We start from the raw sequence: 13,423 nt of genomic DNA on the forward strand, positions 1-13,423 counted from the left end.
ACTTGATATAGTTTTAAAAAATCACCTAAGGCATTGCTATCATTAAGTTTTATATTATATTTAGTCAATTTCAATGTCCGCTCATAGCCGCCAGTTAGATGAAGTGCAAATCTATTTATCGAAACTGTAAGATATTAGCTACTATGACAACTAAAAATGACACCCACTTTAAAATCGCCTAAAAATAGCACCAAATAAGTTCACATCAAATCAATTTACCGCCTAAAACTCATTCAAAATTACACTTATAATTATCTCGGGAAGTTTTTATTCGACAAGTCCTAAGTTACTGACATGCAAACCCTTGCCTGGGGACAATATTTGACGTTTTAGCTGGGTATAAGTACTAGGCCAGTAGTTTTTCGCTGTTGCTAACGTTGCTACGTCGTTTTCTCTTCAGATTTTCACAATAGCTTTCTTGTGCTGCCGCCCTACCCACTGCACCATGAAATACGCGGGTAAATTGCGTGGTCAGTTTTAACCAGTTTTCGGGGGAAATATTTACACGCTCTAATAATGGTAAATGACTACTTTCGATATAACCCCGTTTCCCTTCCCTAACGCAGCGCCCAGTTAATTCAATAAGTTCAAGATACGATTTAAGCTCAAAAGGCAAGCCTTTCGGCATTATCTGACGCGGCATGCCAGCAAAACGTAATAACTTTTTAGGTTGCTTGCCTGTTGATGCGCTTTCAATACGTTTTTGTACGCTGGTGTAGATTGATTTCTCTGGGGTGTTCGCTATTTTGGCGCGGATTGGGTTTAAATCGACATACGCCATACACGCTGCAAGTGCAGCTTCATCTAGTAGAGCTTGTGATTTAAAGCGACCTTCCCAGAATCGGCCTGTGCAGTTATCTTCTTTATTGGCTCTGCGGGCAATATCTTCATTTAACAACCGCATAAACCAGCTAATACTGGATAACCGCTCTCGATATTGCTCAACCGTTTGATTAAAAAAGATGAGCTCTGATTTACTTAATTTTTCACCTTGCAAATACTTTTTCGTCAATAACGTGCCTTTACACAGCTTATGCCAGCGTAGAATAATGGCTTTGTCATTAAGGCGTTTGGCTTTTTTATCATCAACATACAACACTAAATGTGTGTGATTGCTCATCACTGCATACGCACACACATCAATGCAAAATACCTTAGCCAAGGCGAGTAGTTTATCTTCTACCCAGCCCCTGCGGTGCTCATAGGACTGACCTGTAAAACGGTCTTCACCGCATAAAAAAGCACGGCGTACACAGCGTGAAATACAATGATAGTATTTTGTATCAACCAAACTTACTTGACGCTTTCTTGCAATTGCCATGGAACACCCTATTTGTTTTTCATACTAATTTAAAGTTAGTAAAAAATAGGGGAAATACAAACTTTAGGATGGGTGTCATCTTTGTTATCTGTGCTTCATGATCGCATGTGCTTTCAAACCAATGTTCTTTCGGATGGGTGTCATCTTTGTTCTAAGTTAAGATTAAGACGTAATCACATAGGTCCCTTAAATACGTCTACTTACATTTTACGGATAGCATTTATTTTATTAATCTTTTTGATCACTCCTGACTCAAAAAGTTGCTGCGCGCTGGACTTGAGCAATTGAGTTTCCTCAAGCGTTCTATGCTCTTTAATGATTAAGTTTGCATAGCTAATTTGCAACTGGTTTATTGCACGGCTTTTCTTTCTGCATTCAAAGCACTTGATCGCATGTGCATCAATCCAAAACTTTAATTCTTCAAACCAATATTGCTGCTCTTTAGCAAAAAATATAAACGCTCTATGGCAATCTACACATTGCTCTTCTATATCAATGTAGAGCTGTCTTGGATATACACAGTAACTTTGTTTTTCAATTGCTGCGGGGATCGCCGTCTCAGGAAAGTAACGCAAACTTGCATATCGCCAATGGGCATTATCGATTTCTTGCTTTGTATAACGGTTACCAGAGATGATAGGCTCGCAGCCATATCTTGGGTGGTTCACATAATTGGCCATAGTAGCTATTTACCCAGCACAATAAGGGTGCCTAAAGCGCCTGCGGCCACACCGATAATAAAACCAATTACCCAACAGATAGTATTTAGTTTACTAAATAATGGAGAAGCAATAGCGTCTTCTTCTGCTGAGCCGCTTACTGACGGTTTACTGTCATGGGTTTGGTCTACTGTTGGTCTTGCTGGCAGTTCGCTGTCTGCAAGCTGCTCCAACGTCATTACAACCTGTTCGGGATTAACATGGTCGCCATTTGCAATCGTTATATTCTCAATAATGCCATTGCAGTCAGCCATTACTTCTAATACGACTTTTTCAGTCTCAACATCAAATAACACATCCCCTGCATAAACTAGCTGACCTTCACTAACATAAAGCTTAGCGATGTCTGCTGTGTGTATTGAGTCTGGCAGCATAGGTACTTTAACATCTATGTTCATAATTCCTCCTTGGATAAAACGCCGCGGCTATTCATTTAGGACTTATAGCCGACTAAAACTAAAAACTGACGGCTGACGGCTGACGGCTGACGGCTGACGGCTAAATTATCAACCAAACGCGACATTAGCGAACACGGCGGTCATCAGTACTGGGCATACAAAACGTATGTACTGAGCAAACCAATAACGCATACCACTTGCAGCCTCATTTAATTGATTACCACGGCGCCACAACCACCCTACAGTGATAAAGTAAAATAAGCCCATAAGCGGTAATTGATACTGAGTCAGTACCATGATCACTAAACCAAATAACCAATCAAAATTGAAGATAATCAAGGATGACGCGGCTAAAACCGTTAAGCTCACTAAAAACGTCGCTTTTTTACGCTCTACTTGATGGTTTTCAACTAAAAAAGCCACTGGAATTTCAGTTGATGAAATAGTCGATGTGAGTGATGCAATCGACATTAGTACAAAAAACAGTAAGCCAACCAATAAGCCAATTTCGCCCATAGTATTAAATAACTGCGGTAGAATTGCGAAAATTAACTGTCCTTCCCCCACTAATTTACCGTCACTAAATACTTGCACGCCGTTATGCTGCGCCACATAAATGGCTGGAATAATTAATAAACCCGCTAAAAAGGCAACCCCTGTATCAAGTAACGCGACCGACGCGGTTAACCGCGGTAAATTAGCATCAGGCTGCAAGTACGAGCCATAAATCATCATACAACCGACACCCAATGACAGCGAAAAGAACGCCTGCCCCATTGCCGCAATAATTAACCCTGGCTCGAGTATTTGGCTAAAGTCTGGCACTAAATAGGCTGCAAAGCCTTCGCTGGCACCGTCAAGCGTTGCAATGTAGGCAATTAACACCGCCAGTAACACCAACAACATCGGCATTAAGCGTCGCGACCAAGTTTCAATACCCGATTTAACTCCTTTGAGAATAATGCTCGCAGTGAGTATTAGCATCAATGGCGTAAATATAAAATTACGTGCCATAGAGTCGGTTTGTAAAAATTGGCTTAATTCAGTAAAGCCTAAAAATGTGCTTATTGGCTCAAGCGCATAGGCCAGCATCCAGCCAGCGACTATTGAATAAAAGCTCAGCATCACGATGGCACCCACTAAGCCTAAATAGCCAGCGGCAGCGCCCACGTTTGGCGCTTGCTGTTGCCATGCACGTTTAAGTGCTTTTACAGGGTTCGCTTGTGCTTGATGACCTAAATACAACTCAGTGTATAAAGCGGGTAACGCCAGTAAAAAGATAACAATAAAATAAACCAGTAAAAACGCACCGCCGCCATGATTAGCCGCTTGCGTAGGAAACCCCCAAATATTACCTAATCCAACCGCAGCGCCAGAGGCTGCTAAAACAAAGCCAAGGCGGCTTTGAAAACCATCACGCAATTGTGCCATACATCTACAATCTGTTATTATTTTTCATTATTGTGAATTAAACCATATTTCACAGTCACTGAGTAATAAATTTGCCTTGGCTTAATTAACCAGTGCACAACCGCACAAAATGTAAACATGTTTGTTCTTTTATCTCTTTAATTGTGGATTTTATGCCTGCGTTATTTTTTCAACAGCAACTCGTTATCAACGAGCACAGCGTGCAACCGTGCAATGCGAATACTATTTTATTATTTGATGCCCAGCAGTTAAATGTCGATGAATTCGATTTAAACGCGCTGTTAAGCTCCTTTGAGTTGGCAATAATTACTCGGCGTAAAAGTTACAAAGCCAAGCAAGAGTATTTAGCCACTCGGCTATTACTTAAGTATTTGCTAAAGCAAAATTCATCGCAGTTCAGTCAGTTACCTGCAAATCAGATCAGTTCTGAATTTGACGAGCCAAGCAGTAAGTTACTCATCCATATCACCGGCAGCGAAACGGTGTTTAGCAGTTGCTTATCGCACTCAAACGGCTTTGTCGGTGCGGCGCTGAATGTAACGCGCAGTGAGTTTGGTTTTGATATTGAAAAAATAAACCTGAAGCGTCCATTTACAAAGCTCGCTAAGCATTTTTATCATCAAGGTGAAGTTAATTTAATTACGCAAAACCAACAGCAAAGCGCTGAACGTTTTTTTAGAATTTGGACCTTAAAAGAAGCACTGGCTAAAGCCACCAGTAAACCAATTGCCAAGTTACTGAGCCCCAATGTATTTACCGAGCTTACACGAGCAAATTTAGCGGCAGTGAGTTGTCAATATAATGAGTTTGATATTAGTGTAGTAAGTGACAAGAGCACTGACTGGCAGTGCTCTGTGGTGAATTCTATTTCGCAGTTACGCGGCGTGCTGAACTTCTAATAAACGGCTGTGAATAGCTTGTACAACTAAATCAGACTCACTTTGCTCAACTAGAAAGCACAAGTTATGTTTACTCGCACCGTGGCAAATTAGCCGAATATTAAAATCACTTAACACCTGCATTAAATTAACTTGCTGCTGACGCAACTGAATTTCTGAACCAATCAGCGCCACTAAGGTTAAATTGTTTTCAACCGATACATGGCAAAACTCTGCAAGTTTGTCTAAACACTCTTGATCAAGCTCAGGACGCGACGCATTAGGTGCATTATCTAACGTAATTGCCACACTTATCTCAGAGGTCGTCACTAAATCAACCGAGATATTAAACTCACTTAAAATGGCAAACACACGGGCTAAAAAGCCACTTGCTAACAGCATTTCAGGACTTTTTAGCGTCAGCAGAATTTGGTTTTTACGTTGCGTTACCGCGCGAATACCTGGTACTTGTGATTTCTCACGTTCGATCCAGGTACCACCACGCTCAGGCTCACAGCTTGAACCTACAAATACACTAATGTGGCTGCGGCTCGCGGGTAAAATAGTGGCAGGATGTAATACTTTAGCACCAAAGGTCGCCATTTCTGCCGCTTCATCAAAACTTAACCGGGCAATAGGTGTAGCCTTTACGCACAAACGCGGATCGGTGCTAAAAATACCCACAACGTCAGTCCAAATATGCACACTTTTTGCGTTTATGGCTTCGGCAAGTAATGCCGCACTGTAATCTGAACCACCACGACCAAGTGTGGTAGTTTGACCATGCGCGTCACTGCCAATAAAGCCTTGAGTGACTACCACATGTTCTTTTAAAAGTGGTATTAAATGCTCTTTTGCCGCCGCGGCTGTTGCTGAAACATCTGGCGTTGCTTTAGAAAACTGGCTATCGGTTTTAAGTACTTGACGCACATCAAAACGCACCGCATTTAAGCCATTTAAACGCAGCACTTGAGTAAATAAATACGACGATAAACGCTCACCAAAGCTCAATAACTCATCGTGTTGCTGCTTTGTTTTTAATGGCTCGCTCGCTAAGGCTTTGAATGCTTTTATTGTTTCTGCAAAGCCATGGGCTAAATCAGCATCCAATGAAAGCTCGTTTAAAATGGCGTCTTGAATAGCAATAACGCCCGCAATGTTCTCACTGCGCTCATCTGCTGATAAATCTTTTTTACACAAGGTAACTAGGTGGTTGGTTACACCGGCACTGGCACTCACAGCCACTACTCGTACATTGTTATCGGCTACAATAATTTCACTGCAACGGCTCATCGCTTCAAAGTTAGCTACACTGGTGCCGCCAAATTTTGCGACTACGTGATCTGATTTTTGATTTTTCGCTGACTGTTGCACGTTATTAGCAGCTAATTGGGTATTCATGTCGTCTCCTTTTGTGGCATTCACACCACGATAAAACAAGAAGAACTTGGCAAGGGGGGGCTCGATAAGAAAAAGTCCACTGCCAGAAGCTCTCCACCTAATTGGTGACAGTTTTGAGGATTCAGCCCCATAAACCGAAAAACCACTGTGACGTGCAGTTGTTTTTCTCGGCGAATATTTCCCTCCTTAATGGTCGTAGGCAGTCGTCGCCTCACATTAAGTACCTAAATACCGCACCTCTTCTGAATGTTAGATTAATTGCATTCTATAATTACCAATTAAAATAACAAAGCCCACATAAAGTGGGCTTTGAAAGTTATCGTTTAGACGTCTAGCTGTCAAGTTGTTTTAAATAATAAAAGTTATTAAATAAAGCTACCTGCTAAATATGATCCAATATAACCGATTGTATACGCTATCAATAAATACACCGACATACGTAAGTAACTCATAAAGGTCAGCGCTTTAACTTTACTCATGGCAATAATACCTGCCGCCGAGCCGATGATTAGCATAGAGCCACCCACGCCAGTTGCATACGTAAACGATAGCCATTGCTGCGGGCTCATCACGATTTCTGCTTTAAGCAATGCAGCCGTCAGCGGTACGTTATCAACCGCAGCTGACAAAATACCCATTAAGTAGTTCGCATATTGCGCTGGCATTAATTCATAAAGGTGAGTGAACTTGTTCAGCATGCCGACTTCTTTCAATGCACCTACAAGTAATAATACACCAACAAAGAACAGCAAGGTGTCGTATTCAATTTCACGAATATAATCGATGATTTTTTTATTCACGTCTTTTTTGCGCATTAAAAATTGCGCCACTAAAAACATCAGCGATAAACCAAATAAGAAGGTTAACAACGGCGGCACATGATAAAGTACGCTGAGTGTCAGCGTTGCGATAATGGTTGATAAGAAAATGACTGCAATTGTAATATCAGTTTTTTCAATACGGCGCTCTTCTTGTTTAGTAAACTCAACCGCACCATTTAACCCAAACGACAACATGATCGCCAGCAGTGCCACACTTGCCAGTGCAGGCACAACTAACAATAACAAGTTAGCAATACTGACTTTTCCATCAAGGAAAATCATTAATGTCGTCACATCACCGGTGATCAAAGACACGCCACCGGAGTTAACGCTAAAAATAATTAATGTGGCGTATTTAATTAGCTTCTTCGGGTCCAGTTTTAACGACATCACCACCGCAAGCGAAATCAATGTGGCTGTGATATTGTCTGAAATTGACGAAAATAAGAAGGAGAATCCACCAATCAAAAACATCAATTTGCGTTCGCTTATTGCACTGGGCATGACTCTGTGCACAATATTTTGGATAAAACCTTTGGAGTTTAAATAAGCAACAAAGGTCATTGCAGCCATTAAAAACAACCATAGTGTGGCAATCTCTAAAATATTGTGATCAAGTTGATGTTGTATATTTTCGGGGCTTTGCCCGTTGAGCGGCGAGATAAATAAGATAATCCAGCATAAAGTACCAAAGAAAAGCGTGGTTTTGGCCTTGTTTACATGGATAATATCCTCTATAACGATGAGCACGAATGCAAGCGTTATCAGGGTTAGGATAATTGCAGATACCATGGTGTTTGAACAACCTTTATAAAAATGTAAAAATTGTATGCTATATGCCGCAGGACGACACGGCGCGCAGTCTAGCACCAAAGACTGTGTAAAACTATTGCAAATTCACTTTTATAAGACAAATCGCTGATAGCCTGTACCTAGGCTATGCAGTATTAATTCGAGTTACTGGAGCTTTATGATCCCAGCTAAAAAGTTGCTAAATACCCTTACAGAGCATTGGGGAATGTTAGAACTGCTATTTAAACGTTTTAAGATGGCTGATTTCAGCTTAAAAGACGTACAAAATGCGATCAAACAAAAACAGCCAACGTGGTCAAATGAACGTATCTACAAAGAGACCAACCGCCTTTTAAACCAAGATATTATTATTCCTTTGGCTAAGTCGTCGCAGCTTGAAATTAATCGCGCGATCGCTGATTTTGCCACTTTTTTATTGCAAGAAGAGCATTTAGGTTTAGCCCAAGAAATTAGCGTATTGGTTGCAGATTTAGCCCGTTTGGGTAACCGTTTGGACAATGCCGGTAGTATTGAAGACTACGACGAAATGCGTCGTTTTAGTCGTATTATGGATGATCGGGTGCGCAAAATAATGAAGTTATTTGCCCACAACGAAAATGCTATTTTAAATATTGTAGAACAAGCAAAAGCCAACAATGCGGTGCAATCATTGCAAAAACGCTACAAAGCCGTTATTGAAGCCTTTGATGAATACATAGAACCTATGCTTGAGATGGTCGATATTCGTGGCGATTTTCATGCCTGCTTTAACACCATCGAAACACAAATAAGCACGCAAATCGAATATATAGAACGCAGCGGTAAAGCGTACCAAGATAAACGTATGCTTGAACGATTACGTACCCGTATTTTAGAAATGCACTTAGTGGGCCGAGAAAGCCTACGTAAAAGCGCCGATATGCTAATGCCACTGCGTGAAGAGTTGCGCCGTAATAATATGATCACTCGTCAAGCGGCTAAAGTGCTTGGTTTAGTGCGCAAAAATGGCGTTGATAATATGCTCAGTGCCGTACAACCACATTTTGTCTCTGACACACAGCGGTTCTCATTAGGGCAACAACGGCATATGGTCGCTTACATGGCTGCACTCGTTGAGTTTGAACACAGTGAATACGAGCTTCCTGATCAACAAGACGTGCCCGCTTTTGTTACGCCAAATATTCCAGATTACAATAATGTTAAAGCGAACTTTAAAAAACGTTTCAATGCTAAGCGTAAAAAGCCCCTGCCATTATTGACCTTTTTAGGGGAAAGCTACCCCGACCTTGAAGCCGACGAAATGCTGTTTTTATATCAAAAACTAGTCAGCGACACTGAGATTGAAATCAATCAAAGCGATGAAAAAATGCGCGTAAAAATCGCAGGGCAACATTTCTCACTTTTCCCTTTTAATACAAAACCATTTGATTCTAAACCTGTTGCCTCAGAGCAATCTGCAACAGGGAATGAGTAACCGTTATGACACAGATAAACTTAGACGAATTGAGCCATCTACAAGCGATTAATAAAAAATTAGTCACCGGCTATCATATTAGCGAGCAAGACACCGTGATGTGGCAAGAGCTTGATCAACAAATTGATGCCTACCGTGCCTTGTTTAATGCGCTGGGCCACGATTTACAACACGACAGCCGTGGTTTTTATTACTTTGCCAGTGATGAAAGTACACCCAATATGGGCAAAATCTCCCGCGCTATTGCCTTAACGGTTTATATCCTTATTGAGCATTACGCCAACTCAGGTAAAGATCCAATGCGCGCCTTATTTGACGAAGTAAACGATTTAGAACTGATGCAAACGCTAGTGCAAATGAACAAACACTTGTTTGATCAGCTCGAAATTTTCTCTGGCTCTGATTTACGCAAAGACGTGTACTTACGCATGGTACGTTTAGGCCTCGGCCGAGAAGTAGAAAATGGCTTTATGCTGCAAGCGCCTATTTACCGTTATATTGATGCGCTAATGGAAGTAAACGAAGAAACCTATATTGGAGAGGACGAATAATGAAAAACCTATACGGCCTCAGTAAGCTGGCATTATTAAATACCGCCGGCTATGCCAAATGCGTGATCCCGCTGGATAAAAGCAGCTCAATTTGTGCGCCTAACAACACAGGTAAAAGCTCGGTAATAAACGCCCTGCAGTTTCCACTTATTAATGACTTACGCCTCACCGAATGGGATGGCCATGATTTAGACGAAACCCGTAAGTTTTATTTCTCCTCTGATCAATCCTATATTTTACTCGAAGCCGACCTCCCCCACGGCCCGGTGGTGATTGGTGTGGCAGGGCTTGGTAAAATTGCCGGTTACGCGCATCAGTTTTTTTGTTACCAAGGCAAACTCAACCTTGAGCAGTACACTCAAGGCAAAACCATCATTAAGTTCACTAAGCTATTTAATCATTTAAAACAGCAAGGTTTTAACCCGATTGAGCTAAAAGCCCAAGAGTTAAACGCCCTGCTGACTGGCGGTACGACACCGTTTGATGGCGATATTAACTTAAAAATGATCCCGCTTAACAACGTACAAGATTCGGCTATTTATAAAGAAATTTTTCGCCGTATTTTGAACTTGCATAAACTCGGTGCCGCCGATGTTAAACGCTTTATGTTGCGCGTGTTTGAACGTCATATGTCAAACTCTAAGGTCGACTTTTATGAAGTGTGGCGTCGCTCATTTGATAAAGTAAATCGCAGTAAGCGCGAATTAAAAGCGCTCGAATCGATGCAAGAGCCGATTGCTGCGCTGGAATCAATGCTTGACAATCAAACCGTACTCAAAGGAAAGCTTGCCGCATACGCGCCGAAAATTGACCAAGCCTTGATTGACTTTGATACTTATCAACAAGCGCAATTAGCTGAGCTTAATGTTGCACTTGAAGACATTGAACACGAAAAACACGAGTTTGAGCAAAAACAACAACTTTATGTCCAGCAATCGCGTGATATTGAACGCAGGCAAACACAAATTGAGCAATGGTTTTTAGACTTTGGTGCCCTAAAATCTGAATTTGAATTAGTCAACTTAGCGACTTTAAAAGTCAGCCTTGCGCAATTAAAACAAGATTACGAGTCACTATCGCATTCAATCAACAGTGCCCAAGGGCAAAGTTTACATACCCTTGATTACCGTATTAGTGAAACCCAAAAGCAGATTAAGAGCTTAAAGCTGCAGCTTAAAAATCTTGAGTTTAATTTATTTACCCGTATGCGTGAGGATTTATCGCTAAAAGAAGTGGAAGAAATTTCGCGTATTTTAAACCCTGATATTCTCTCATTTGCCACCACCAGTAATGGTGATATTGATATTACTGACGAAGATACCTTTGGCGCATTTTTAGAACAATTATCAGATAACGTGAAAGGCGGTGTACTCACCCTGCCCGGCGCGACTATTAAATTGAAAAAGCTGTCACCAGTGCAAATGCAAAGCGGTGAAAATAAAGAGCAGCTCAGTGCCCAACTCAGCGCCCTTGAGCATTCTCTTAATGAGTTCAAACAACAGCGTGACGTAGCGGCAAACGTGGCTGAAAAGCAAAAAGAAAAAGATGCCTTATACGATGAACTAATGGCAGCTGAAAGCGCACTGAAACGCTTTGAACAATACCAAATTATGCTGCAATCTAATGATGCACAGGCGCTGTTAAAAGAGCAGTTATTAGCTGAGCGCGAGCAAGTCGATAGCTACCTCCAAGATATTCAAAATAACAGCGGTTCAATTAGTGATAGACGTTCGATTATTAAATCGAAAAAAGATCTTATTTCCCGCCAAGCAGATCGTCTGCGCCAAGTTAAATCTGAGCGAATTGACCACACCCTCGATTTATATAGCGGTAAAGTCACCCCGTATATGATTGATATTCAAATTGACTTTGATAATCTCAGCGACCTAGTGCATCACTTCAATAAAGACTGCCAAGAGCTGCGTAATTTTGATATCAACGTACGTAATACCTATTTGCATATTTATAATGCCGGTATTACTAAATTTGATAACGAAAACGACGAGTTTAGTAAATATCAAAAACTTATTAGCGCGTTTCATAATATTGATAACGAACGCGATGCGGTTGAACGCCAAGCCCGTGTTGCATTGACTGAAGTAGCCGCCACGATCAAAGGTCTACGTGAAGATTTAGACAGACTGCGCCGTGAAATGAACAGCTTTAACAAAGGCATTAGTCAGCACCGTATTTCTAACTTACAAGCGTTTAAAATTAACGTGATCCCACGCAAAATGTTGGTAGAGAGTATTGATACGATTATCAGTACTTCAAATCAGTTTGAGCAAGGCGACACGCTGGATTTACTGAGCCAAGAACCGTACAGCGAAAGCGCGGTAAACGAAGCCAAAGATCACTTAATTAAACTTGCCTCCGATAAAGCGGGTTTAACCTTAACTGATTTATTTGATATCCGCTTTGAAGTAGTAAACCGCGCAGGTGAAACCGAGCATTTTGAAAAGATTGATTCGGCTGGCTCAAACGGTACCCGCATCACCATAAAATTATTATGCGGCATGTTGTTTATTCGCTACTTATTAAGCGACCAAGAGCAAAACTTATACCGTATTCCAATTTATATTGATGAAGCGGCCGATATCGACCCGCAAAATCAAAAAGCAATCATAGAGACCGCACTCAGTTTTGGCTTTGTGCCTATTTTTGCCTCGGTAAAACCACAGATCAGTTGTGACTATATCGTCCCCATTCGCTCAGTTAAAGACGGCGCCCAGAACTGGGTTGATGAAAAAGACTGGATAGAAGTGGAGCATGAATAGGGCAATAGCGGTATCTCTGTAAATTAATGTATCATTCAGTCAAGGACGACTAAACTGATCAACACCTATTTTGTACACAAATTACAGCTAAAAAATAACATTTCCTTGAATTAATTCTATGTTATGTTATCTAACGAAAAGTAATTACATTTGCCAAGGAGCAAACTCCATGAAAAATATACTAATTGCAGCTGCTGTATTACTACTTGCAGCCTGTGCAAAAACCCCCGATATTGATTACGACAAATCTGTGGACTTTACTAACTACAAAACCTTTGCTTGGTTTCCACAAGCTACCTTAGCAGATGCTGGTAATTATCAAATCAGTCCATTAATGGAAAAACGTGTACGAGAAGCGGTAAATGCACAATTACAAGCAAACGGTATGACACCTGCCGACGAAGCCTCAGCTGATGTATTGATTAACTATCACGCCTCTGTTGATACTAAAGTTGACGTTGACACATTTAACGTAGGTTACGGTGCGCGTTGGAATTACTGGGGTATGGGTTATAACACCCAAACAACAACTCGTGAATATGATGTAGGCACTTTAGTGATTGACGTTGTTGACCGTGCTTCTAACCAACTTGTTTGGCGTGGTGCTCGCGAAGGTCGCCTACAAAAGAAACAAACACCTGAACAGCGTAACGCAGCAGTAAACGAAGCCGTTGCAACTATTCTTTCTGGCTTCCCGCCGGAAAAACTAGCAAAATAATCTGTTATAAATAGTTTAAAAAGCTCACTTTTTAGTGAGCTTTTTTATACCCAGTAGTAATTTGGAGCGTATTAGCTAAGACTCAGTTTAATATGCGACCGAAAGTGGAAAAATATTACAATTCAATATGTTACAGTTAAAG

The 13,423-nt window shown here is 41.1% G+C and carries 11 protein-coding genes and 1 riboswitch; of the genes, 5 read left to right on the top strand and 6 right to left on the bottom strand.

Annotation, left to right across the window (positions count from 1 at the left end; all coding sequences use genetic code 11):
• Positions 1-346: 346 nt before the first annotated feature.
• The 4 genes from ENH88_RS05385 to ENH88_RS05400 form a co-directional block, all read right to left on the bottom strand.
• A complete protein-coding gene (locus tag ENH88_RS05385; protein ID WP_304180456.1) occupies positions 347-1,321 on the bottom strand; it encodes a transposase in 975 nt (324 codons plus the stop codon).
• Positions 1,322-1,521: 200 nt separating this feature from the next.
• Entirely contained in the window at positions 1,522-1,989 is a 468-nt protein-coding gene (locus tag ENH88_RS05390; protein ID WP_304180458.1) for a zinc-ribbon domain containing protein, read from the bottom strand.
• Between the two features lie 17 nt (positions 1,990-2,006).
• A complete protein-coding gene (locus ENH88_RS05395) occupies positions 2,007-2,438 on the bottom strand; it encodes a biotin/lipoyl-containing protein (RefSeq protein ID WP_304180459.1) in 432 nt (143 codons plus the stop codon).
• Between the two features lie 108 nt (positions 2,439-2,546).
• The gene (locus ENH88_RS05400; protein ID WP_304180461.1) at positions 2,547-3,869 is read right to left on the bottom strand and encodes a sodium-dependent transporter; all 1,323 of its coding nucleotides are present in this window, start codon (positions 3,867-3,869) and stop codon (positions 2,547-2,549) included.
• Positions 3,870-4,021: 152 nt separating this feature from the next.
• On the opposite strand from ENH88_RS05400, the gene ENH88_RS05405 reads away from it, so the two are divergent.
• Positions 4,022-4,768, top strand: coding sequence for a 4'-phosphopantetheinyl transferase family protein (locus ENH88_RS05405; protein WP_304180463.1), 747 nt, complete (start codon positions 4,022-4,024; stop codon positions 4,766-4,768).
• Here ENH88_RS05405 and lysC read toward each other — a convergent pair.
• Positions 4,745-6,148 carry a lysine-sensitive aspartokinase 3 gene (lysC, locus tag ENH88_RS05410; RefSeq protein ID WP_304180464.1) on the bottom strand — a complete coding sequence of 468 codons (1,404 nt, stop codon included), beginning with the start codon at positions 6,146-6,148 and terminating at the stop codon, positions 4,745-4,747. The genes ENH88_RS05405 and lysC overlap by 24 nt on opposite strands.
• A 78-nt stretch (positions 6,149-6,226) precedes the next feature.
• A riboswitch (Lysine riboswitch) is annotated at positions 6,227-6,398 on the bottom strand.
• Between the two features lie 115 nt (positions 6,399-6,513).
• Positions 6,514-7,761 carry a sodium:proton antiporter NhaD gene (gene nhaD / locus ENH88_RS05415; RefSeq protein ID WP_304180467.1) on the bottom strand — a complete coding sequence of 416 codons (1,248 nt, stop codon included), beginning with the start codon at positions 7,759-7,761 and terminating at the stop codon, positions 6,514-6,516.
• Positions 7,762-7,939: 178 nt separating this feature from the next.
• Between nhaD and ENH88_RS05420 the strand changes: the two genes are divergently transcribed.
• The 4 genes from ENH88_RS05420 (at position 7,940) to ENH88_RS05435 (ending at position 13,281) form a co-directional block, all read left to right on the top strand.
• Entirely contained in the window at positions 7,940-9,235 is a 1,296-nt protein-coding gene (locus tag ENH88_RS05420; RefSeq protein WP_304180469.1) for a hypothetical protein, read from the top strand.
• Positions 9,236-9,240: 5 nt separating this feature from the next.
• Positions 9,241-9,786 (top strand): condensin complex protein MksE, encoded by a 546-nt coding sequence (locus tag ENH88_RS05425; protein WP_304180471.1) that lies wholly within the window; start codon positions 9,241-9,243, stop codon positions 9,784-9,786.
• Positions 9,786-12,563 carry an ATPase gene (locus tag ENH88_RS05430; protein ID WP_304180472.1) on the top strand — a complete coding sequence of 926 codons (2,778 nt, stop codon included), beginning with the start codon at positions 9,786-9,788 and terminating at the stop codon, positions 12,561-12,563. The genes ENH88_RS05425 and ENH88_RS05430 overlap by 1 nt, the downstream gene beginning before the upstream one ends.
• 169 nt (positions 12,564-12,732) lie before the next feature.
• On the top strand, positions 12,733-13,281 hold the full coding sequence (locus ENH88_RS05435) for a DUF4136 domain-containing protein (RefSeq protein WP_192542713.1): 549 nt from the start codon (positions 12,733-12,735) through the stop codon (positions 13,279-13,281).
• The last annotated feature ends 142 nt before the right edge of the window (positions 13,282-13,423 follow it).

Origin of the sequence: Pseudoalteromonas prydzensis, assembly GCF_011050055.1 — a bacterium.
GTDB lineage: Bacteria > Pseudomonadota > Gammaproteobacteria > Enterobacterales > Alteromonadaceae > Pseudoalteromonas > Pseudoalteromonas prydzensis_A.

Coding starts and splice junctions, on each gene's coding strand:
- ENH88_RS05385 (WP_304180456.1), bottom strand. CDS start 1,321: ATGGCAATTGCAAGAAAGCGTCAAGTAAGTTTGGTTGATACAAAATAC.
- ENH88_RS05395 (WP_304180459.1), bottom strand. CDS start 2,438: ATGAACATAGATGTTAAAGTACCTATGCTGCCAGACTCAATACACACA.
- ENH88_RS05400 (WP_304180461.1), bottom strand. CDS start 3,869: ATGGCACAATTGCGTGATGGTTTTCAAAGCCGCCTTGGCTTTGTTTTA.
- ENH88_RS05405 (WP_304180463.1), top strand. CDS start 4,022: ATGCCTGCGTTATTTTTTCAACAGCAACTCGTTATCAACGAGCACAGC.
- lysC (WP_304180464.1), bottom strand. CDS start 6,148: ATGAATACCCAATTAGCTGCTAATAACGTGCAACAGTCAGCGAAAAAT.
- nhaD (WP_304180467.1), bottom strand. CDS start 7,761: ATGGTATCTGCAATTATCCTAACCCTGATAACGCTTGCATTCGTGCTC.
- ENH88_RS05420 (WP_304180469.1), top strand. CDS start 7,940: ATGATCCCAGCTAAAAAGTTGCTAAATACCCTTACAGAGCATTGGGGA.
- ENH88_RS05425 (WP_304180471.1), top strand. CDS start 9,241: ATGACACAGATAAACTTAGACGAATTGAGCCATCTACAAGCGATTAAT.
- ENH88_RS05430 (WP_304180472.1), top strand. CDS start 9,786: ATGAAAAACCTATACGGCCTCAGTAAGCTGGCATTATTAAATACCGCC.
- ENH88_RS05435 (WP_192542713.1), top strand. CDS start 12,733: ATGAAAAATATACTAATTGCAGCTGCTGTATTACTACTTGCAGCCTGT.